Here is a 20,319-nt window from a genome sequence, read left to right as displayed (position 1 = left end):
GACGGGCGAGCGCCCCGAACCGGCTGCATGCGACGGAAGGCCCGGCAGGTGACACCTGCCGGGCCTTCCGTCGTCTACGGTGCGGGTGTTCAGCCGCCGAACTCGTGCAGGCCCTTCAGGGCCTGGTCGAGCAGCGCCTGGCGGCCGTCGAGCTCCCGCTGGAGCTTGTCGGCCTTCGCGTTGTTGCCCGCGGCACGCGCGGTCTCGATCTGGCCGTGCAGCTTGTCCACGGCCGCCTGGAGCTGACCGGTGAGACCCTCGGCACGCGCGCGTGCCTCCGGGTTCGTGCGGCGCCACTCGGCTTCCTCGGACTCCTGGAGCACCCGCTCCACGGCGTGCATACGGGCCTCGACCTTCGGGCGCGCGTCACGCGGGACGTGGCCGATGGCCTCCCAGCGCTCGTTGATCGAGCGGAACGCGGCGCGGGCCGACTTCAGGTCCTTCACCGGGACGAGCTTCTCGGCCTCCTCGGCCAGCTCCTCCTTCAGCTTCAGGTTCTCCGTCTGCTCGGCGTCACGCTCGGCGAACACCTCGCTGCGTGCCGCGAAGAAGACGTCCTGGGCGCCGCGGAAGCGGTTCCACAGGTCGTCCTCGTGCTCGCGCTGGGCGCGGCCCGCGGCCTTCCACTCGGTCATCAGGTCGCGGTACCGCGCGGCCGTCGGACCCCAGTCCTTCGAGCCGGACAGCGCCTCGGCCTCGCCGACCAGCTTCTCCTTGGCCTTGCGGGCCTCCTCGCGCTGCGCGTCCAGCGAGGCGAAGTGCGCCTTGCGGCGCTTGGAGAACGCCGAGCGGGCGTGCGAGAAGCGGTGCCACAGCTCGTCGTCCGACTTGCGGTCCAGACGCGGCAGACCCTTCCAGATGTCCACCAGGGCCCGCAGCCGCTCACCGGCCGCCCGCCACTGCTCGCTCTGGGCCAGCTCCTCGGCCTCGACGACCAGGGCCTCCTTGGCGTGCCGCGCCTCGTCGGACTGCTTGGCCTTCTGGACCTTGCGCTCCTCGCGGCGGGCCTCGACGGTCTCGACCAGCTTGTCGAGCCGCTTGCCCAGGGCGTCCAGATCGCCCACCGCGTGCGCCTCGTCGACCTGTTGGCGCAGGTGCTCGACGGCGGTCATGGCGTCCTTGGCCGACAGGTCGGTCGTCTTCACCCGGCGCTCGAGAAGTCCGATCTCGACGACCAGACCGTCGTACTTGCGCTCGAAATAGGCGAGGGCCTCATCAGGAGATCCTGCCTGCCACGAACCGACCACTCGCTCGCCGCCGTCGGCCGTACGCACGTACACGGTCCCCGTCTCGTCGACGCGGCCCCACGGGTCGCTGCTCACAGCGCCTCCTCCACATGATGCCTGCGCAGGGCCTCGGGGCCCCCGGCATCGTCCACAGTTTCGTCACCGCCAACATAGGCGACCGGCGGGGCGGCTGTCCGCATCCCGCACGACCGAAGTTGCCCGGCGGCCCTCATGATCTGGTGACGGTCGCCTTGTCGATGACCACGGTCGCGTTCGGGCTGCCGTCGCCCTGCCCGGTGCTCTCCCCGGCGTCGGCGATCTTCTTGAGCACCTTCATCCCGGAATCGGAAATGGTCCCGAACGGTGTGTAATGGGGCGGGAGCTGACTGTCCTGGTAGACGAGGAAGAACTGGCTTCCGCCGGAGTCGCGGCCCTTCTTCGTCTGGGCGTTGTACTGGTTCGCCATGGCGACCGTGCCCGCCGGATACACGTTCCCCTTCAGGCGCTTGTCCTTGAGGTTCTCGTCCGGGATGGAGTAGCCGGGGCCGCCCTTGCCGGTGCCCTTCGGGTCGCCGCACTGAAGGACGTAGATGCCGCCCGTGGTGAGGCGGTGGCACGCGGTGTGGTCGAGGTAGCCCTTGTTCACCAGGAAATTGAACGAGTTCACCGTGTGCGGCGCCTTCGCCGCCGACAGGTCCAGGCCGATGTCGCCGCACGTCGTCTTCAGGGTCATCGTGTAGTCCGCCGACTTGTCGACGGTGAGCGCCGGCTCCTTGTCGAAGTCGAGCGGCTTCACCTTGCCGGGCGCCGGCTTCTCGCACGGGTCCTTCGGCGTGCTGGTCGGCTGCGCGGCGGCCTCGTCGTCCTTCGTCCCGCCGTCGCCGTCGAAGGCGCCCGCCACATACGACACCGCGCCCCCCGCCAGCACCACCGCGAGCGCCGACGCGATCACCGCGTTGCGCATGCGCGCCCTGCGCCGGGCGGATTCCCGCCGCTGCTGTTGACGCTCGAACTTCTCGCGGGCGAGCTGCCGCCGCCGCTGATCGTTGCTGACCACCGGGTTCTCTCCCCTTTTCTGGTGACCGCCTGAGTGTGCCCGTACCGTATATGGGTTACCTGTGGAATCGGCAGCGCCGGTAGGCTCTGATCTGCCGTGATCCTCCGCCGGGGGGCCGCGGTCCCTGCCACCGGACGACGAATGAAGGACGATCGTGCTCATTGCCGGGTTCCCCGCCGGGGCCTGGGGGACCAACTGCTACGTGGTCGCCCCCGCCGCCGGTGAGGAGTGCGTGATCATCGACCCGGGCCACCAGGCCGCCCAGGGAGTCGAGGACGCACTCGAGAAGCATCGGCTCAAGCCCGTCGCGGTCATCCTCAGCCACGGCCACATCGACCACGTCGCCTCGGTCGTCCCGGTCTGCGGAGCGCACGACGTACCCGCGTGGATCCACCCCAGCGACCGGTACATGATGAGCGACCCCGAGAAGGCCCTCGGCCGCTCCATCGGGATGCCGCTCATGGGCGAGCTGACGGTGGGGGAGCCCGACGACGTGCGGGAGCTGTCCGACGGCGCGGGGCTGAAGCTGGCGGGACTCGACTTCTCCGTCGCGCACGCGCCGGGCCATACGAAGGGGTCGGTGACCTTCCGGATGCCCGAGACGCAGGAGATCCCCTCGGTCTTCTTCTCGGGCGACCTGCTCTTCGCCGGCTCCATCGGACGCACCGACCTGCCCGGCGGCAGCCACGCCGAGATCCTCGAGTCGCTGGCACGCGTGTGCCTGCCGCTCGACGACTCGACGGTCGTGCTGTCCGGCCACGGCCCCCAGACATCCATCGGCCAGGAGCGCGCCACCAACCCGTATCTGCGGCAGGTGGCCGCCGGCCTGGGCGCGGACGAGACGTCCGCCCCGCGACGAGGAATGTGACGAGAGAATTCCGTGAGCACCTTCAAGGCCCCCAAGGGCACCTACGACCTGCTCCCCCCGGACTCCGCGAAGTTCCTCGCGGTCCGCGAGGCGATCGCCGCACCGCTGCGCAACTCCGGCTACGGCTACATCGAGACGCCCGGGTTCGAGAACGTCGAGCTGTTCGCGCGCGGTGTCGGTGAGTCCACCGACATCGTCACCAAGGAGATGTACGCCTTCACGACCAAGGGCGGCGACGAGCTCGCCCTGCGCCCCGAAGGCACCGCCTCCGTGCTGCGCGCCGCCCTGGAGGGCAACCTCCACAAGGCGGGCAACCTCCCGGTCAAGCTCTGGTACTCGGGCTCGTACTACCGCTACGAGCGCCCCCAGAAGGGCCGCTACCGCCACTTCTCGCAGGTGGGTGCCGAGGCGGTCGGCGCCGAGGACCCGGCGATCGACGCCGAGCTGATCATCCTGGCCGACCAGGCGTACCGCGCGCTCGGCCTGCGGAACTTCCGCATCCTGCTCAACTCCCTCGGCGACAAGGAGTGCCGTCCCGTCTACCGGGCCGCGCTCCAGGACTTCCTGCGCGGCCTCGACCTGGACGAGGAGACACGTCGACGTGTCGACATCAACCCGCTCCGCGTCCTGGACGACAAGCGCGCCGAGGTCCAGAAGCAGCTCGTGGGCGCCCCGTCGCTGCGCGACTCCCTGTGCGAGGCGTGCAAGGCGTACCACGAGCAGGTACGTGAACTGATCACCGCGGCGGGCGTCGCCTTCGAGGACGACGAGAAGCTGGTCCGCGGCCTGGACTACTACACCCGCACGACGTTCGAGTTCGTCCACGACGGCCTCGGCTCGCAGTCCGCGGTCGGCGGCGGCGGCCGCTACGACGGCCTGTCCGAGATGATCGGCGGCCCCTCGCTGCCCTCGGTCGGCTGGGCGCTCGGCGTGGACCGCACGGTCCTCGCCCTGGAGGCGGAGGGCGTCGACCTCGAACTCCCCGCGTCCACCAGCGTCTTCGCGGTCCCGCTCGGCGACGAGGCCCGCCGGGTCCTCTTCGCCAAGGTGACGGAGCTGCGCAAGGCGGGCGTCGCGGCCGACTTCGCGTACGGCGGGAAGGGGCTGAAGGCGGCGATGAAGGCGGCCAACCGCTCCGGCGCGCGGTATGCGCTCGTGGCCGGTGAGCGTGATCTGGCGGAGGACGTCGTACAGCTCAAGGACATGGAGTCCGGCGAGCAGAGCGCTGTCGCGGTGGGGGAGATCGTGGAACTGCTCAAGGGGAAGCTGGCCTAGCGACCGGCTCGTGGGGGGCGAGGGGCAGCCCTCGCCCCTTCGCCCCCTTCCCCTTCGCCCTCTCCGGCACCGCTCAGTCCAGCAGCCCGAGCCGCAGCGCGTGGGTGACCGCCGCCGTCCGGTCGTCCACGCCCAGCTTCCCGAAGGCCCTCAGCAGATGCGTCTTCACCGTCGACTCGGCGACGAACAGACGACGCCCGACCTCCGCGTTCGTGCACCCCTCGGCGACCAGCCGCAGCACCGCCGTCTCCCGCTCCGACAGCCGTGGCCGCTCGGGCCTGGTCCGCAGCCGGTCGACCAGGCGGGCGGCCACCGAGGGGGCGAGGACGGTCTCGCCGCGGGCCGCCGCCCGCACCGCGTCGGCGAGCTCCCCGCGGGCCAGGTCCTTCAGCAGGTAGCCCGCCGCGCCCGCCTCCACGGCCCGCAGGATGTCGCCGTCCGTCTCGTACGTCGTGAGGACGATGACCCGGCAGGTGAGCCCGGCCGCCGCCATCCGCTCGATGGAGTCGGCACCGCCGCCGCCGGGCATCCGCAGGTCCATCAGGACGATGTCGGGCCGCAGTTCGGCCGCGAGCGCCTCCGCTCGGGGGCCGCTCGACGCCTCCGCGACCACCTCCACGTCCGGCTCGGCGCTCAGCATGGCGCGCAGGCCCTCGCGTACGACGGGATGGTCGTCGGCCAGTACGACGCGGATCACGGGGAACTCCTCTCGGGGGCCGGCAGGACGACCGTCACGGTGGTGCCCTCGCCGGGGCGGCCGGTGACCTCCGCCGTGCCCCCGACCTCCGTCGCACGCGACCGCATCCCGCGCAGGCCGTAGCCCGGCAGGGGCACGCCGGGGTCCAAGCCGCGGCCATTGTCGCGGACCTGGAGGCTGAGCGAGGTCCGGGTGTACGTGAGCGCGACGCCGGCCGACGCGCCGGGGCCCGCGTGTCTGCGGACGTTGGCCAGGGCCTCCTGGCAGGAGCGCAGGGCGACCACGTCGAGGCCGGGCGGCAGCGGCCGTACGTCGCCCGTGACGGTCAGCGTGGCGTCATGGCGGGCCGAGAGGCGGCGCAGGGCGTCCGGCAGCGGACCGCCGCCGGTCAGATCGGCGGGGGCCCCGCCGGAGACCAGGGCCCGTGCCTCGGCGAGGTTCTGCCGGGCCGTGGCCTCCATCAGCTCCAGGTGACGCCGGGCCGCCGGCACGTCACGGTCCAGCTCGGCGCCGACGGCCTGGGCGAGCATCAGGACGCTGGTGAAGCCCTGTGCGAGGGTGTCGTGGATCTCGCGGGACAGCCGCTCCCGCTCGGCGAGGGCGCCGCGCTCGGAGGAGAGCCGGGTGATTTCCTCGCGGCTTGCCTCAAGCCGGGCGATGAGCTCGGCTCTCTCCATGCTCTGCTCGATGAGCCGGACCGTCCAGCTCCCCACGGCCACCGAGAAGACCAGGGTCACCAGGGCGAAGACGGAGTTGTAGAAGACGTCCTGGGCCGAGGGCCGCCACAGCACCGCCCAGCCGGCCACGGGGGCGACGTTGACGACGACGACCGCGACCAGCGCGGCACGCAGCCGCAGCGCGATGAAGCACATGGGGATGATCGCGAACGTCATCAGACGGGTCTGGCCGACCATGACGCCGGGCGGCAGGAACAGCAGGACGGAACCCGCGACGTAGACGAGCGCCCGGTGTTCGTCGGCGCCCTCGCACATCAGCACCGGACGCCCGACGACGACGTACCAGGGGACGAGGAGCGCGAGCAGCGCGGCGGCCGCGATCCGCACGGACCACCCCGGGTGGGCCGTGCCGAGGACGAAGACCAGGGTGGCCAGCCAGACCACGGCGAAGTACGAGTCCCAGAGCCGGAAGGTCCGATTCCAGACGTCGGACGCGGCGGCGCCCGCCGGCTCGCTCATCCGTCGCGCCGGTTCTTCCACCGGAAGGTCAGCAGACATAGCGCCAATCCTCCGACGCACCAGGCGCCGAGCACCAGGGCCGTCCTGCCGTACTCCCAGCTTCCCGTCTGTTCCAGGACGCTCGCCGACTCCGGCAGGAAGACGCCGCGCAGTCCCTGGCACATCCACTTCAGCGGGAAGAGCGCGCTGATGTCCAGCATCCAGCCCGGAATGGTGTCGACGGCGATGTACACCCCGGAGATGAACTGGAGCACCAGGAACGGAAGTACGACCACGGAGGTCGCGCTCCGTCCCGACCTCGGGACGCCGCTGACGGCGATGCCGAGCAGCGCGCAGCCGGTGAGCCCCAGGACGAAGATCCAGCCGAACGTGAACCAGTCCCACGCGCGCGTGGGCGGCTCCACCCCGAAGAACCAGACGCCGACGAGCAGCAGGAGCACCGTCTCCAGCACCCCCGTGACCAGGACGAGCCAGATCTTGCCGAGGAAGTACGCGGCCGGGGGCATCGGCGTCCCGCTGAGCCGGCGCAGCACCTTCTCGTCCCGCTCGATCGCGATGGAGATGCCGAGCGACTGGAAGCTGATCGACATGATGCCCGCGGCCATCATCGCGGGCACGTACAGCTGTGAGGCGGTGATGCCCGCGCCCGTCACGTCGTCACGGAAGATCGACGCGAAGAGGAAGAGGAAGACGACAGGGAAGGCGAAGGTGAAGACCACCTGCTCGCGCAGCCGGAAGAACTGCTTCAGCTCAAGACCGCCCTGATGCAGCCCGAGCCCCCAGGCGCCGGGCAGCCGTGCGGCGCCCCCGCTCGCGGTCCGTTCGCCGGTGACGGTGGTCATCGCGTGCCCTCCTGTCCGGTCAGCCGGAGGTAGACGTCCTCCAGCGTGGGCCGTTCGATCCGCAGGTCGGGGACCTCGCCGTCGAAGCGGCGGGAGAGCTCGGCGACGGTGCGGGCCGGGGTCGTGGTGTGCTCCTCGCGCGGTGTGCCGTCCGGCCCGGTCCACCCGACGGTGGCCCCGGTGCCGTACCGGCGGCGCAGGGCGGCGGGCTCGCCCTCGGCGACCACCCGGCCCTCCGCGATCACGGCGAGGCGGCCGGCGAGGGCTTCGGCCTCCTCCAGGTAGTGCGTGGTGAGCACGATGGTGGTGCCCTCGTGCGCCAGCGCCCCGATGAGATCCCAGAATCGCCGCCGCGCGGCCGGGTCGAAGCCCGTCGTCGGCTCGTCTAGGAGCAGCAGCTCGGGGCCGCCGATCACGCCCAGCGCCACGTCGAGCCTGCGTCGCTGACCGCCGGACAGCGCCTTGACGCGGCTCGCCGCCTTCTCCCGGAGACCCACCAGCGCGATCACCTCATCGGGGTCGCGCGGGCGCGGGTAGTAGCGCGCGAAGTGCCGCACCGTCTCCCGGACGGTCAGTTCGGCGGGCGCCGACTCGTCCTGCCACACGATGCCCACGCGCGAGCGCCAGGCCCGCCCCGCCGAGCCGGGGTCGGCGCCGAGCACGCGGACGTCGCCGCCGTCCCGGGCCCGGTTGCCCTGGAGGATCTCCACGGTGGTGCTCTTGCCCGCCCCGTTGGGGCCGAGGATGCCGAAGACCTCGCCGGGGCGGATCGCCAGATCGACGCCGTCGACCGCGGTGACCTCGCCGTACCGCTTGCGCAGTCCCCGTACGTCCACCGCGAGTTCGCCCGTGTGTGCTGTCATGACGTCGAGCATTCCGCCGGACCGGACGCCCCGGGACCCCCGTGCGTACCCCCTTGTGTCCATCGACCGGTGGACACACAGGCGCGTACGGCACAATGTCCCTGCCCGCGGCCACGACAAGCGACGGAACGGCGTGATGAGCAAAACGATGTCAGCGAAGGACGACGCCCCGGACCGTGAGGAGCGGGTGGCCGCTTCGAGGAGTGTCGGCGGGAGCAGCGCGCTCGCCCTGCTCCTGGTGATCACGGGCGTCGGCGGGCTGCTCGCCTCCTGGATCATCACCCTCGACAAGTTCGAGCTCCTCAAGGACCCGAACTTCCAGCCGGGCTGCAGCATCAACCCCGTGGTCGCCTGCGGCAGCATCATGAAGAGCGAGCAGGCGGAGGTCTTCGGGTTCCCGAACCCGATGCTGGGCCTCGTCACCTACGGCATCGTGGTCGGCGTCGGCATGAGCCTGCTGGCGGGGGCCCGCTTCCCGCGCTGGTACTGGCTGACGTTCAACGCGGGCGCGCTCTTCGGCGTCGGGTTCTGCACCTGGCTGATGATCCAGTCGCTCTACCACATCAACGCGCTCTGCCTCTGGTGCTGCCTGGCCTGGGTCGTCACGCTCCTGATCTTCTGGTACGTCACGTCCTTCAACATCCGCCACGGCTTCCTGCCCGCGCCCCGCTGGGCCAAGGGCTTCCTGGAGGACTTCACCTGGGCGCTGCCGGTGATGCACATCGGCGTCATCGCCATGCTGATCCTCACCCGCTGGGGCGCCGACCTCTGGGCCTGAGCGGCGGCCCGGCCCCGGGCGGCCGCCCCGGCCGCCCGGCGGGATTGTCAGTGGCGTGACATAGGGTTCTGGACGTGGAGCCCGACCTGTTCACCGCCGCAGCCGAAGACCGCCAGGAAAAGGATCCGTCCAGCAGCCCCCTGGCCGTCCGGATGCGCCCGCGCACCCTCGACGAAGTCGTCGGCCAGCAGCATCTGCTCAAGCCGGGCTCGCCCCTGCGCCGCCTCGTCGGCGACGGCGGCGGACCCGCAGGACCGTCGTCGGTGTTCCTGTGGGGCCCGCCGGGCATCGGCAAGACGACCCTTGCCTACGTGGTCTCCAAGGCGACGAACAAGCGCTTCGTGGAGCTCTCCGCGATCACCGCGGGCGTGAAGGAAGTGCGCGCGGTCATCGACGGCGCCCGCAGGGCGATGGGCGGCCACGGCAAGGAGACCGTCCTCTTCCTCGACGAGATCCACCGCTTCAGCAAGGCCCAGCAGGACTCCCTGCTCCCCGCCGTCGAGAACCGCTGGGTGACGCTCATCGCGGCGACCACCGAGAACCCGTACTTCTCGATCATCTCCCCGCTCCTCTCCCGCTCCCTGCTGCTCACCCTCGAACCGCTCACCGACGACGACCTGAGCGCCCTGCTGCGCCGGGCGCTCACCGACGAGAGGGGCCTCGGCGGCGCGGTCGGGCTGCCCGACGAGGCCGAGGCGCACCTGCTGCGGATCGCGGGCGGCGACGCCCGGCGCGCGCTCACCGCCCTGGAGGCCGGGGCGGGCTCGGCCCTCGCCAAGGGCGAGAAGGAGATCACCCTCCAGACGCTGGAGGAGTCCGTCGACCGGGCCGCCGTGACGTACGACAGGGACGGCGACCAGCACTACGACGTCGCCAGCGCCCTCATCAAGTCCATCCGCGGCTCCGACGTCGACGCGGCCCTGCACTATCTGGCCCGCATGATCGAGGCGGGCGAGGACCCCCGCTTCATCGCCCGGCGCCTGATGATCTCCGCGAGCGAGGACATCGGCCTCGCCGACCCGACGGCCCTGCCGACGGCCGTCGCCGCCGCGCAGGCCGTCGCCATGATCGGCTTCCCGGAGGCCGCGCTCACGCTCAGCCACGCCACGATCGCCCTCGCCCTGGCCCCGAAGTCGAACGCCGCGACGATCGCCATCCAGCAGGCCCAGGCCGACGTCCGCGGGGGCCTCGCCGGCCCCGTCCCGCCCCACCTGCGCGACGGTCACTACAAGGGCGCGGCCAAGCTCGGCCACGCGCAGGGGTACGTGTACCCGCACGACGTCCCCGGCGGCATCGCCGCCCAGCAGTACGCCCCGGACACCATCGAGGGCAAGCGGTACTACCAGCCCACCAGGTACGGCGCCGAGGCGCGCTATGCCGACGTGGTCGAGCGTGTGCGCGCCCGGCTGAAGGGCGAGCAGCCCGAGGTCTGAGGCACCTCGCCGCACCCGGTACACTTGTCGCCAGTGCTGAGTCCCGTGCCCGGTCTTGTACCGGCACCACCAGAGCGGGACACCCAGCCGGAACCCCGGCGCCGCGAGGCAAGGGGATCCAGGAGCGTCGCGCACCGTCGAAGGTGTCGCGGGCAGCCCACCACCATCTCGTACTCCGGGAATCGGTCGGTGGGCCACTCGCGTACTGCACATAGTGCCCAGACCAGGGAGCGGCTGCCTCGTGAGCCCATGGCTCGTGAGGTTTCCCAGGCTGCGGATGCGACCTCCCCTAACCACTGGTGAAGCCGATTTCACAATGAACAGAGAGGTTGGTTCATGCCGAACCAGTCCCGCCCCAAGGTCAAGAAGTCGCGTGCCCTCGGCATCGCGCTGACCCCGAAGGCCGTCAAGTACTTCGAGGCCCGCCCCTACCCGCCGGGCGAGCACGGCCGTGGGCGCAAGCAGAACTCGGACTACAAGGTCCGTCTGCTGGAGAAGCAGCGGCTGCGCGCGCAGTACGACCTCTCCGAGCGTCAGCTCGTCCGTGCCTACGAGCGCGCGTCCAAGACGCAGCTCAAGACCGGTGAGGCCCTGGTCATCGAGCTGGAGCGTCGTCTCGACGCCCTGGTCCTGCGTTCGGGCATCGCCCGCACGATCTACCAGGCCCGCCAGATGGTCGTGCACGGCCACATCGAGGTCAACGGCGGCAAGGTCGACAAGCCGTCGTTCCGCGTCCGTCCCGACGACGTCGTGATGGTCCGCGAGCGCAGCCGCGAGAAGCCGCTGTTCCAGGTCGCGCGCGAGGGTGGCTTCGCCCCCGACGGCGAGACCCCGCGCTACCTCCAGGTGAACCTGAAGGCCCTGGCCTTCCGCCTGGACCGCGACCCGAACCGCAAGGAGATCCCCGTGATCTGCGACGAGCAGCTCGTCGTCGAGTACTACGCCCGCTGACCCGGACGTAGCTCACCCTGCTTCAGCCCGTCGTCTCCCCGCCCTTCCCGGCGGGGCAGGCGGCGGGTTTGCTCGTATCCGGACCCGGCGCGCAGCGCCCGCGCCACCGCCGCGTCGAGGTCGAGCCCCGCGCCCGTGCCCACGCACTCCTCGTACCGCGCGTCGCCGAGCGCCTCGCGGACCTGCTCCTCGCAGACCGCGTGCGGCCCGCCGAAGTTGCCCGAGCCGAACAGCGGCAGCCCCACCGAGGGCCAGATGCGGGACGCGGCGCCCTGGAGCACCGCCGCCTCCGCCGCGTCGCCCGCCGCCGCGGTGAACAGCGCGATCAGCTCGATGGACAGGACCGTGCCGAGCAGGTCGTGGAAGCGGTGGCCCAGGTCCAGTGACTCGGTGAGCAGCTCACGCGCCGTCGCCGTCTCGCCGCGCGTCCAGGCCGCGTACCCGAGGACGTACAGGGCGTACGCGAGGGTCCAGCGCTCGCCGTGGTCCTCGCAGATCCGGCGCACGTCCTCGCACAGCTCCACCGCCACCCCCAGCTCGCCCCGGAACAGCAGGGCCATGGCGAGCTCGACCTGACTCATCAGGACGTTGCTGTTGAGCTCGCCGATCTCCTGGTAGCGGTCGAGCGCCGAGCGCAGCAGCGTCTCGGCGCGCGGGATGTCGTCGGTGACCAGGGCGAGGCAGCCGATGCGGTGCTCCGCGTACGCCGCGGCGACCGCGCTGCCCGACAGCTCCGCGCCCTCACGGCACTCGTGCAGCGCGGCCAGGGCGGCGGTCGTGTCGCCCTGGAGCACCGCCACGTAGCCGAGCACCCACAGCGCCTTGAGCCGCGTGTCCTCGTGGCCGCCGTCGAGTTCGAGGGCGCGGTCGAGCCAGTGCCTGCCCTCCGCGAGCCGGCCGCAGCCGACCCAGTAGAACCACAGCGTGCCCGCGAGGTACTGCCCCAGGTGCGCCTCGTCGCGCTCGGTCAGGCAGAACTCCAGGGCGGCCCGCAGATGGGGCAGCTCCATCTCGACCAGCTCGGCGACCGCGGCCTGGCGCGGCGAGAACCAGTCCAGCTCGCACCACGTGGCGAGCCCCGTGTACCAGTCGCGGTGCCTGCGCCGCAGCCGTGCGGCCTCGCCCGCCGCCTCCAGCCAGTCGAGACCGTACGCCCTGACCGTGTCGAGCATCCGGTAACGGACGCCCGCGGCACCCTCCTCGCGGGTCACGACGGACTGCGCGAGCAGCTCGTCGAGTACGCCGAGGACGTCCTCGGCGGCCAGTCCGTCCCCGGCGCAGATGTACTCGACGGCCTCCAGGTCGAACTGCCCGGCGAACACCGAGAGCCGCGACCACAGCAGCCGCTCCCGGGGCGAGCACAGCTCATGGCTCCAGCCGATGGCCGTGCGCAGCGTGCGGTGGCGCCGCGGCACGTCACGGCGGGCGCCGGTCAGCAGCCGGAACCGGTCGTCGAGCCGGGCCAGGAGCTGGGCGGGGGAGAGCGCCCGCAGCCTGCCCGCCGCCAGCTCCACGGCGAGCGGGATGCCGTCCAGGCGTCGGCAGAGCTCCAGGACGTCCTCGCGGTTGCCGTCGTCCAGGGTGAAGCGGGAGAGGCCGGCCGCCGCCCGGTCGGCGAAGAGCTCGGCGGCCTCCTCCTCGGGCATCGGCGCGACGTCGAGGAGCCGTTCGCCCGCGGTCTCCAGGGGCCTGCGCCCCACGGCGAGGACACGGAGCCCGGGGGAGTGCACGAGAAGGTCACGCACCAGCGGGGCGCACGCCTCGACGAGGTGCTCGAACCCGTCGAGCACGAGGAGCAGCTCCCGCTCGGCGAGGTGTTCCCGCAGCCCCTCGACCGGCGGCCTGCTGGTGTGGTCGGTGAGTCGCAGGGCCTCGGCGATGGCGTGCTCCACGAGGTCCGCGTCCCGCAGCGCCGCGAGATCCACCAGCCAGGCGCCGTCGCGCGGAGGGCTCTCGGCCGCGGCCCGAACGGCGAGCCGCGACTTGCCGACCCCGCCGACGCCGGTCACGGTGACGAGCCGCGCGGTCCTCAACGCGGCGGTCAGCTCGGCCAGTTCACGCGTGCGGCCGACGAAGGCGTTGAGCTCCAGGGGCAGATTGCCGGGGCGAAGTAAGGACATGGGGTACGGAGCGTACTCATCCGCATGCGGTCCGTACAATCGCTTCGGCCGTCTCCCGCGGCGCCGGGAGGCCGGGCGGTAGGGAGCGGCGGCCCCGGCGCGATAGGCTCGGGAAACGACTTTTCGATGTTCAGGGACGATGTCTCAAGGAGCGGTGCCAAGTGTCCGGTGGAGAGGTTGCCGGGATCTTGGTGGCCGTCTTCTGGGCGATCCTGGTCTCCTTCCTCGCGGTGGCACTCGCGAGGCTGGCCCAGACGCTCAGGGCGACCACCAAACTCGTCGCGGACGTGACCGAGCAGGCGGTGCCCCTGCTGGCGGACGCCTCCACCGCGGTGCGCTCGGCGCAGACCCAGATCGACCGCGTCGACGCCATCGCCTCCGACGTCCAGGAGGTCACGTCGAACGCGTCGGCACTGTCCACGACGGTCGCCTCCACCTTCGGCGGCCCGCTCGTCAAGGTGGCCGCGTTCGGTTACGGCGTACGCCGGGCCGTCAGCCGCAAGGCAGGACCTGAAACAGGGGAAGTGCCCGCCAAGCCGTCCCGTCGTACGGTGATCGTGGGCCGCACGGTGCCGTCCGCGCGCCAGAAGAAGCGGGACAACCGGAATAAGAGGGACTGACACCGATGTTCCGCCGTACGTTCTGGTTCACCGCGGGCGCAGCCGCCGGTGTGTGGGCCACCACCAAGGTCAACCGCAAGCTCAAGAAGCTGACGCCCGAGAGCCTGGCCGCGCAGGCCGCGAACAAGGCGATCGAGGCGGGCCACAAGCTCAAGGACTTCGCGCTCGACGTCCGCGACGGCATGGCCGAGCGAGAGGCCGAGCTGGGCGAGGTCCTCGGCCTGAACGCCCACCCCGACGCCGTCCCCGCGCGCCGCTTCGCGGTCATCGAGAACCGCAGCCCCGCCAAGCACGACAGCAGCAACGACAAAAAGACGAAGTACCTCGAGAACACGACGTACTCGTACAACCGGAATGAGGACCACTGATGGAGTCGGCTGAAATCCGCCGCCGCTGGCTGAGCTTCTTCGAGGAGCGCGGGCACACCGTCGTCCCTTCGGCGTCGCTCATCGCGGACGACCCGACTCTGCTGCTCGTCCCCGCCGGCATGGTGCCCTTCAAGCCCTACTTCCTCGGTGAGGTCAAGCCGCCCGGACCGCGCGTCACCAGCGTGCAGAAGTGTGTCCGTACGCCCGACATCGAAGAGGTCGGCAAGACCACGCGCCACGGCACGTTCTTCCAGATGTGCGGCAACTTCTCCTTCGGCGACTACTTCAAGGAAGGCGCCATCAAGCTGGCCTGGGAGCTGCTCACCGGCTCCGTGGCCGACGGCGGCTTCGGCCTGGACCCGGAGAAGCTCTGGATCACCGTCTACCTCGACGACGACGAGGCCGAGCGAATCTGGCACGAGGTGGTCGGCGTGCCCAAGGAGCGCATCCAGCGCCTGGGCAAGAAGGACAACTTCTGGTCCATGGGCGTCCCCGGACCCTGCGGCCCGTGCTCGGAGATCAACTACGACCGCGGCCCCGAGTTCGGCGCGGAGGGCGGCCCCGCCGTCAACGACGAGCGCTACGTGGAGATCTGGAACCTGGTCTTCATGCAGTTCGAGCGCGGCGCCGGCGACGGCAAGGAGGACTTCCCGATCCTCGGCGAGCTCCCCTCGAAGAACATCGACACGGGCCTCGGTCTCGAACGCCTCGCCATGATCCTCCAGGGCGTGCGGAACATGTACGAGACGGACACCCTGCGCGTCGTCATGGACAAGGCCACCGAGCTGAGCGGCGTGCGCTACGGCGCCGACGCGGGCTCGGACGTCTCCCTGCGCGTCGTCGCGGACCACATCCGTACGTCCGCCATGCTCATCGGCGACGGTGTCACGCCGGGCAACGAGGGCCGCGGGTACGTCCTGCGCCGCATCATGCGCCGCGCCATCCGCAACATGCGCCTGCTCGGCGCCACCGGCCCCGTCATCAAGGACCTCATCGGCGTCGTCATCGACACGATGGGTCTTCAGTACCCGGAGCTCATCGCCGAGAGCAAGCGCATCGAGACCGTCGCGCTCGCCGAAGAGGCCGCCTTCCTCAAGGCCCTCAAGGGCGGCACCAACATCCTCGACACCGCCGTCACGGAGACCAAGGCCTCGGGCGGCAAGGTGCTCTCCGGCGACAAGGCGTTCCTGCTGCACGACACGTGGGGCTTCCCGATCGACCTCACCCTGGAGATGGCCGCCGAGCAGGGCCTCTCCGTGGACGAGGACGGCTTCCGGCGCCTGATGAAGGAGCAGCGGGACCGCGCCAAGGCCGACGCCAGGGCCAAGAAGACCGGCCACGCGGACCTGCACGCCTACCGCGAGATCGCCGACACCGCCGGAGCCACCGACTTCACGGGCTACTCCGCCACGGAGAGCGAGGCCCGGATCGTCGGCCTCCTGGTCAACGGCGTCTCCTCGCCCGCCGCCACCGAGGGCGACGACGTCGAGATCGTCCTCGACCGCACCCCGTTCTACGCCGAGGGCGGCGGCCAGATCGGCGACACCGGCCGCATCCGCCTGGACAGCGGCGCCGTCGTCGAGATCCGCGACGTGCAGAAGCCGGTGCCCGGCGTGCACGTCCACAAGGGCGTCGTCCAGGTCGGCGAGATCACCGTCGGCGCCCCGGTGTGGGCCTCCATCGACGCGCACCGCCGCCGTGCCATCGCCCGCGCCCACTCCGCCACGCACCTCACGCACCAGGCGCTGCGCGACGCGCTCGGCCCCACGGCCGCCCAGGCCGGTTCGGAGAACCAGCCCGGCCGGTTCCGCTTCGACTTCGGCTCGCCGTCCGCCGTGCCCACGGCCGTGATGACGGACGTCGAGCAGAAGATCAACGCGGTCCTCTCCCGGGAGCTGGACGTCCAGGCCGAGGTCATGTCGATCGACGACGCCAAGAAGCAGGGCGCCATCGCCGAGTTCGGCGAGAAGTACGGCGAGCGCGTGCGCGTCGTCACCATCGGCGACTTCTCCAAGGAGCTGTGCGGCGGCACGCACGTGCACAACACCGCCCAGCTCGGCCTGGTCAAGCTGCTCGGCGAGTCGTCCATCGGCTCCGGCGTGCGCCGCATCGAGGCCCTGGTCGGCGTCGACGCGTACAACTTCCTCGCCAAGGAGCACACGGTCGTCGCCCAGCTCCAGGAGCTGGTCAAGGGCCGTTCCGAGGAGCTGCCCGAGAAGATCTCCGCCATGCTCGGCAAGTTGAAGGACGCCGAGAAGGAGATCGAGAAGTTCCGCGCGGAGAAGGTCCTCCAGGCCGCCGCCGGTCTCGTCCAGGGCGCCAAGGACGTACGCGGTGTCGCCGTCGTCACCGGTCAGGTGCCCGACGGCACGGGCGCCGACGACCTGCGCAAGCTGGTCCTCGACGTGCGCGGGCGCATCCCCGGTGACCGCCCGGCGGTGGTCGCCCTGTTCACGACGGCCAACGGCAAGCCGTTCACGGTCATCGCCACCAACGAAGCCGCCCGTGAGCGCGGCCTCAAGGCCGGCGACCTGGTCCGTACCGCCGCCAAGACCCTCGGCGGCGGTGGCGGCGGCAAGCCGGACGTCGCTCAGGGCGGCGGCCAGAACCCGGCCGCCATCGGCGAGGCCATCGCCTCCGTCGAGCGCCTCGTCACCGAGACGGCCTGATGCACGAGTCCATGCGCAGGGGCCGGCGTCTGGCCGTCGACGTCGGTGACGCCCGGATCGGGGTCGCCTCGTGCGACCCCGACGGGATCCTCGCCACGCCGGTCGAGACGGTGCCGGGGCGCGACGTCCCGGCCGCGCAGCGCCGGTTGAAGCAGCTCGTCGAGGAGTACGAACCGATCGAGATCGTCGTCGGTCTCCCTCGCTCCCTCAACGGGGGCGAGGGCCCGGCGGCCGCCAAGGTCCGCGCGTTCACCCAGGACCTCGCCCGCATGGTCGCCCCCGTCGCGGTGAGGCTCGTGGACGAGAGGATGACCACAGTGACGGCAAGCCAGGGGCTGCGCGCCTCGGGCGTGAAGTCCAAAAAGGGCAGGTCTGTCATCGATCAGGCGGCGGCCGTGATCATCCTTCAGCAGGCACTGGAGTCCGAACGGGCGTCAGGTAAAGCTCCGGGCGAGGGCGTCGAAGTGGTCATCTGATCGCGATACGGTAACGTTCCGCGCGATGCGGCGGTGTTCGAACAGCTGCCGCACAGCATCAAGAGGCGGAATGGTTGCCCGGCCCACCCGACGGCGGCCCCGCCTCGCGGCATGTAGGGGATCGATGACTGAGTATGGCCGGGGCCCAGGCTCCGAACCGTGGCATCCGGAGGACCCCTTGTACGGGGACAGCGGATGGGGAGGACAGCAGCCCGAGGGCGGCCGGTCCACCTACGGCGGCCAGGGGCAGTACCACCCGCAGCAGCCGCACCAGCATCAGCAGCCGCATCAGCAGCAGCCGCAGCAGGGGCAGCCGCAGCAGGGACAGTACGGCGGCGACTGGAACACCGGTCAGCAGCAGGCCGCCTACGACCAGTCGTACGGCGGCCCGCAGGGTTACGGGGGCGGGCCCGGCCAGGGGTACGGCGACCAGGGCCAGGGGCACGGCCAAGGGCAGAGCCAGGGCCACGGCCAGGGCCAGAGCCACGGCCAGAACGGCGGCTCGGAGTCCGGTTACCCCGCAGGACCCGACTCCGCGTACGGCGGCGGCCACGACCCCTACGGCGGCGGTGGCTATGACACCGGACAGCAGCCGCAGGCGCCCTACGCGGGCGATCCGATGGACCCCTACGGCGGCCGGCCCGCGGACTACGCCCAGGAGAACCCCGACTACTACGCGACGCCCGATGCGTACGAACCCCCGGAGCCGCCCGGCCGCCGCCGCCCGGTGGAGGCCGAGCCGGGGTCGGACACGGACTGGGACCCGGGGCCCGACCAGGGCGAACACGCCTTCTTTGCGGACGACGACGAATCCGGCGACGACCCGGGCCGCGGGGGCGGACGGGGTGACCGGCGCGGCCGGGGCGGCAAGAAGCCGAAGAAGCGCCGCAGCGGCTGTGCCTGTCTGGTCGTCACCGTGGTCTTCGGCGGCGGCCTGGCCGGCGTCGGCTACTTCGGCTACCAGTTCTACCAGGATCGTTTCGGCGCGGCGCCCGACTACGCGGGCGCCGGCTCGGGTGCGGTCACGGTCGACATCCCCGAGAACTCCACCGGCTATCAGATCGGCGCGGAGCTGAAGAAGGCCGGTGTCGTCAAGAGCGTCGACGCGTTCGTCTCGGCGCAGGGCAAGCGCAAGGACCAGGCGATCCAGTCGGGCGTCTACACGCTCAAGAAACGCATGTCCGCGGCGAGCGCCGTGGATCTGATGCTGAGTCCCAAGAGCCGCAGCAACCTCGTCATTCCCGAGGGAACGCGGAACAAGGCGATCTATCAGCAGATCGACAAACGTCTGAAGGTCGCGGACGGCACCACGGCGAAGGTCGCCAAAAACGAATACAAGAGCCTCGGTCTGCCCGACTGGGCGAATACGAACAAGGACATCAAGGACCCGCTGGAAGGCTTCCTCTACCCCTCCAGCTATCCGGTCGCGAAGGGCCAGAAGCCCGCGGACGTCCTCCGCAAGATGGTCGCCCACGCCAACAAGAAGTACGAGGAACTCGACCTCAAGTCGAAGGCCGCGGAACTGGACCTGGAGAACCCGCTACAAGTCCTCACGGTGGCGAGCCTGGTCCAGGCGGAAGGCAAGTACAAGCACGACTTCGAGAAGGTCGCGACGGTCGTCTACAACCGCCTGAAGCCCACGAACACCGAGACGTACGGCCTGTTGGACTTCGACTCCACCGTGAACTACCTCCGCGGCGAGTCCAAGCTCGGCACCGGCACGGTCGACGCACTCCGCACGATCGAGGACCCGTACAACACCTACAAGATCAAGGGTCTGCCGCCCGGCCCGATCAGCAACCCGGGCGAAGTGGCGCTGAATTCGGCGCTGCATCCCGCCAAGGGTGATTGGTACTACTTCGTTTCGGTCAGCGAGGACAAGACGCTCTTCGCCGAGACGAACGAAGAGCAGAACCGCAACCGCGAGAAATACCTGAAGGGGCAATGAGCGCGCAGAAGCGTCGAGCCGCCGTCCTTGGCTCCCCGATCGCCCACTCCCTCTCCCCGGTGCTGCACCGTGCCGCATACGAGGAGCTGGGGCTGAGCGAGTGGACGTACGACCGTTTCGAGATCGATGAGGCGGCGCTCCCCGAATTCATCGGGAATCTCGGCCCGGAATGGGCCGGGCTCTCGCTGACGATGCCGTTGAAGCGGGCGGTCATTCCGCTGCTCGACGAGATCAGCGCGACCGCCGCGTCCGTCGAGGCCGTGAACACGGTGGTGTTCACCGACGACGGCCGCAGAATCGGCGACAACACCGACGTCCCCGGCATGGTCGCGGCCCTGCGCGAACACGGCATCGAGCAGGTCGAGTCCGCCGCGATCCTCGGCGCGGGCGCCACGGCGTCCTCCGCGCTCGCCGCCCTCGCCCGGATCTGCACCGGCGAGGTCGTCGCGTACGTGCGCGGCGACGCGCGGGCCGCGGAGATGCGGCAGTGGGGCGAGCGGCTCGACGTGGAGGTCAGGACCGAGGCCTGGGCGGACGCCCGGGAGGCGCTGAACGCCCCCCTGGTGATCGCCACGACCCCGGCGGGCACGACGGACGCGCTGTCCGGCCTCGTGCCCGAGCGCCCGGCCACCCTCTTCGACGTGCTGTACGACCCGTGGCCCACCACCCTCGCCGCCCGCTGGTCGACGTACGGCGGGGCGGTGGTCAGCGGCCTCGACCTGCTCGTGCACCAGGCGGTGCTCCAGGTCGAGCAGATGACCGGCTGTGCGTCCGCGCCGCTCGACGCCATGCGCGGGGCGGGCGAGCACGCGCTCGCCGAGCGGTAGCCGTCCCTCCGGCGGACGGGCGTCCGTCTGATGGACCTGGGGCCTGGCGCGCCACCGGATCGTGGGAGGATCGGGGCATGGCGGGCCAGGGCCGCGCACCCGGCC

18 protein-coding genes are annotated in these 20,319 nt (G+C 71.0%); 11 read left to right on the top strand and 7 right to left on the bottom strand.

Translation table 11 applies throughout. The features are described 5' to 3' along the window. Nucleotides 1-89 precede the first annotated feature (89 nt). Both ACRAKF_RS08290 and ACRAKF_RS08285 read right to left on the bottom strand, forming a co-directional pair. Complete coding sequence (locus ACRAKF_RS08290; protein ID WP_447036287.1) at nucleotides 90-1,322, bottom strand: DUF349 domain-containing protein; 1,233 nt, start codon at nucleotides 1,320-1,322, stop codon at nucleotides 90-92. 133 nt (nucleotides 1,323-1,455) lie between these two features. Further along, complete coding sequence (locus ACRAKF_RS08285; protein ID WP_447036286.1) at nucleotides 1,456-2,283, bottom strand: peptidylprolyl isomerase; 828 nt, start codon at nucleotides 2,281-2,283, stop codon at nucleotides 1,456-1,458. A gap of 154 nt (nucleotides 2,284-2,437) precedes the next feature. Between ACRAKF_RS08285 and ACRAKF_RS08280 the strand changes: the two genes are divergently transcribed. Together ACRAKF_RS08280 and hisS are read left to right on the top strand one after the other, a co-directional pair. Next, complete coding sequence (locus tag ACRAKF_RS08280) at nucleotides 2,438-3,151, top strand: MBL fold metallo-hydrolase (protein WP_447036285.1); 714 nt, start codon at nucleotides 2,438-2,440, stop codon at nucleotides 3,149-3,151. Between the two features lie 12 nt (nucleotides 3,152-3,163). After that, nucleotides 3,164-4,426, top strand: coding sequence for a histidine--tRNA ligase (hisS, locus tag ACRAKF_RS08275; protein WP_447036284.1), 1,263 nt, complete (start codon nucleotides 3,164-3,166; stop codon nucleotides 4,424-4,426). A gap of 73 nt (nucleotides 4,427-4,499) precedes the next feature. Here the strand turns inward: hisS and ACRAKF_RS08270 are convergent, their stop codons facing one another. Genes ACRAKF_RS08270 through ACRAKF_RS08255 form a run of 4 tightly spaced genes read right to left on the bottom strand, consistent with a single transcriptional unit; the run spans nucleotide 4,500 to nucleotide 8,024 of the window. Then, a complete protein-coding gene (locus ACRAKF_RS08270) occupies nucleotides 4,500-5,123 on the bottom strand; it encodes a response regulator (RefSeq protein ID WP_447036283.1) in 624 nt (207 codons plus the stop codon). Next, nucleotides 5,120-6,319: a sensor histidine kinase gene (locus tag ACRAKF_RS08265; protein WP_447036282.1), complete on the bottom strand. Its 1,200-nt coding sequence runs from the start codon at nucleotides 6,317-6,319 to the stop codon at nucleotides 5,120-5,122. Before ACRAKF_RS08265 ends, ACRAKF_RS08270 begins: the two co-directional genes overlap by 4 nt. Beyond that, the gene (locus tag ACRAKF_RS08260) at nucleotides 6,316-7,161 is read right to left on the bottom strand and encodes an ABC transporter permease (RefSeq protein WP_447036281.1); all 846 of its coding nucleotides are present in this window, start codon (nucleotides 7,159-7,161) and stop codon (nucleotides 6,316-6,318) included. Before ACRAKF_RS08260 ends, ACRAKF_RS08265 begins: the two co-directional genes overlap by 4 nt. Further along, nucleotides 7,158-8,024 carry an ABC transporter ATP-binding protein gene (locus ACRAKF_RS08255; protein ID WP_447036280.1) on the bottom strand — a complete coding sequence of 289 codons (867 nt, stop codon included), beginning with the start codon at nucleotides 8,022-8,024 and terminating at the stop codon, nucleotides 7,158-7,160. The genes ACRAKF_RS08260 and ACRAKF_RS08255 overlap by 4 nt, the downstream gene beginning before the upstream one ends. 136 nt (nucleotides 8,025-8,160) lie before the next feature. On the opposite strand from ACRAKF_RS08255, the gene ACRAKF_RS08250 reads away from it, so the two are divergent. The 3 genes from ACRAKF_RS08250 to rpsD all read left to right on the top strand — a co-directional run bounded on the left by ACRAKF_RS08250 (nucleotide 8,161) and on the right by rpsD (nucleotide 11,186). Further along, nucleotides 8,161-8,802, top strand: a complete 642-nt coding sequence (locus ACRAKF_RS08250) for a vitamin K epoxide reductase family protein (RefSeq protein WP_447036279.1) — start codon at nucleotides 8,161-8,163, stop codon at nucleotides 8,800-8,802. A 74-nt stretch (nucleotides 8,803-8,876) separates the two neighbouring features. Further along, nucleotides 8,877-10,235, top strand: coding sequence for a replication-associated recombination protein A (locus ACRAKF_RS08245; RefSeq protein ID WP_447036278.1), 1,359 nt, complete (start codon nucleotides 8,877-8,879; stop codon nucleotides 10,233-10,235). A gap of 336 nt (nucleotides 10,236-10,571) precedes the next feature. Continuing rightward, nucleotides 10,572-11,186 carry a 30S ribosomal protein S4 gene (rpsD, locus tag ACRAKF_RS08240; protein WP_055543665.1) on the top strand — a complete coding sequence of 205 codons (615 nt, stop codon included), beginning with the start codon at nucleotides 10,572-10,574 and terminating at the stop codon, nucleotides 11,184-11,186. Here the strand turns inward: rpsD and ACRAKF_RS08235 are convergent. Next, nucleotides 11,174-13,306: an ATP-binding protein gene (locus ACRAKF_RS08235; protein ID WP_447036277.1), complete on the bottom strand. Its 2,133-nt coding sequence runs from the start codon at nucleotides 13,304-13,306 to the stop codon at nucleotides 11,174-11,176. The two genes, rpsD and ACRAKF_RS08235, sit on opposite strands and share 13 nt — an antisense overlap. Before the next feature lie 161 nt (nucleotides 13,307-13,467). On the opposite strand from ACRAKF_RS08235, the gene ACRAKF_RS08230 reads away from it, so the two are divergent. The 6 genes from ACRAKF_RS08230 to ACRAKF_RS08205 all read left to right on the top strand — a co-directional run bounded on the left by ACRAKF_RS08230 (nucleotide 13,468) and on the right by ACRAKF_RS08205 (nucleotide 20,214). After that, nucleotides 13,468-13,926: a DUF948 domain-containing protein gene (locus ACRAKF_RS08230; RefSeq protein ID WP_447036276.1), complete on the top strand. Its 459-nt coding sequence runs from the start codon at nucleotides 13,468-13,470 to the stop codon at nucleotides 13,924-13,926. 5 nt (nucleotides 13,927-13,931) lie between these two features. Next, nucleotides 13,932-14,294 carry a DUF6167 family protein gene (locus ACRAKF_RS08225; protein WP_447036275.1) on the top strand — a complete coding sequence of 121 codons (363 nt, stop codon included), beginning with the start codon at nucleotides 13,932-13,934 and terminating at the stop codon, nucleotides 14,292-14,294. Continuing rightward, nucleotides 14,294-16,963, top strand: coding sequence for an alanine--tRNA ligase (alaS, locus tag ACRAKF_RS08220; protein ID WP_447036274.1), 2,670 nt, complete (start codon nucleotides 14,294-14,296; stop codon nucleotides 16,961-16,963). Before ACRAKF_RS08225 ends, alaS begins: the two co-directional genes overlap by 1 nt. After that, complete coding sequence (gene ruvX, locus ACRAKF_RS08215) at nucleotides 16,963-17,439, top strand: Holliday junction resolvase RuvX (protein WP_447036273.1); 477 nt, start codon at nucleotides 16,963-16,965, stop codon at nucleotides 17,437-17,439. The genes alaS and ruvX overlap by 1 nt, the downstream gene beginning before the upstream one ends. 124 nt (nucleotides 17,440-17,563) lie before the next feature. Further along, on the top strand, nucleotides 17,564-19,387 hold the full coding sequence (mltG, locus tag ACRAKF_RS08210; RefSeq protein WP_447036272.1) for an endolytic transglycosylase MltG: 1,824 nt from the start codon (nucleotides 17,564-17,566) through the stop codon (nucleotides 19,385-19,387). Continuing rightward, the gene (locus tag ACRAKF_RS08205; protein WP_447036271.1) at nucleotides 19,384-20,214 is read left to right on the top strand and encodes a shikimate dehydrogenase; all 831 of its coding nucleotides are present in this window, start codon (nucleotides 19,384-19,386) and stop codon (nucleotides 20,212-20,214) included. The genes mltG and ACRAKF_RS08205 overlap by 4 nt, the downstream gene beginning before the upstream one ends. Nucleotides 20,215-20,319 lie beyond the last annotated feature (105 nt).

It is taken from the genome of Streptomyces sp. DSM 118878 (genome assembly GCF_052936595.1).
Note: the sequence above shows the minus strand (reverse complement) of the source record. Positions and strands in the feature narration are given on the sequence as shown.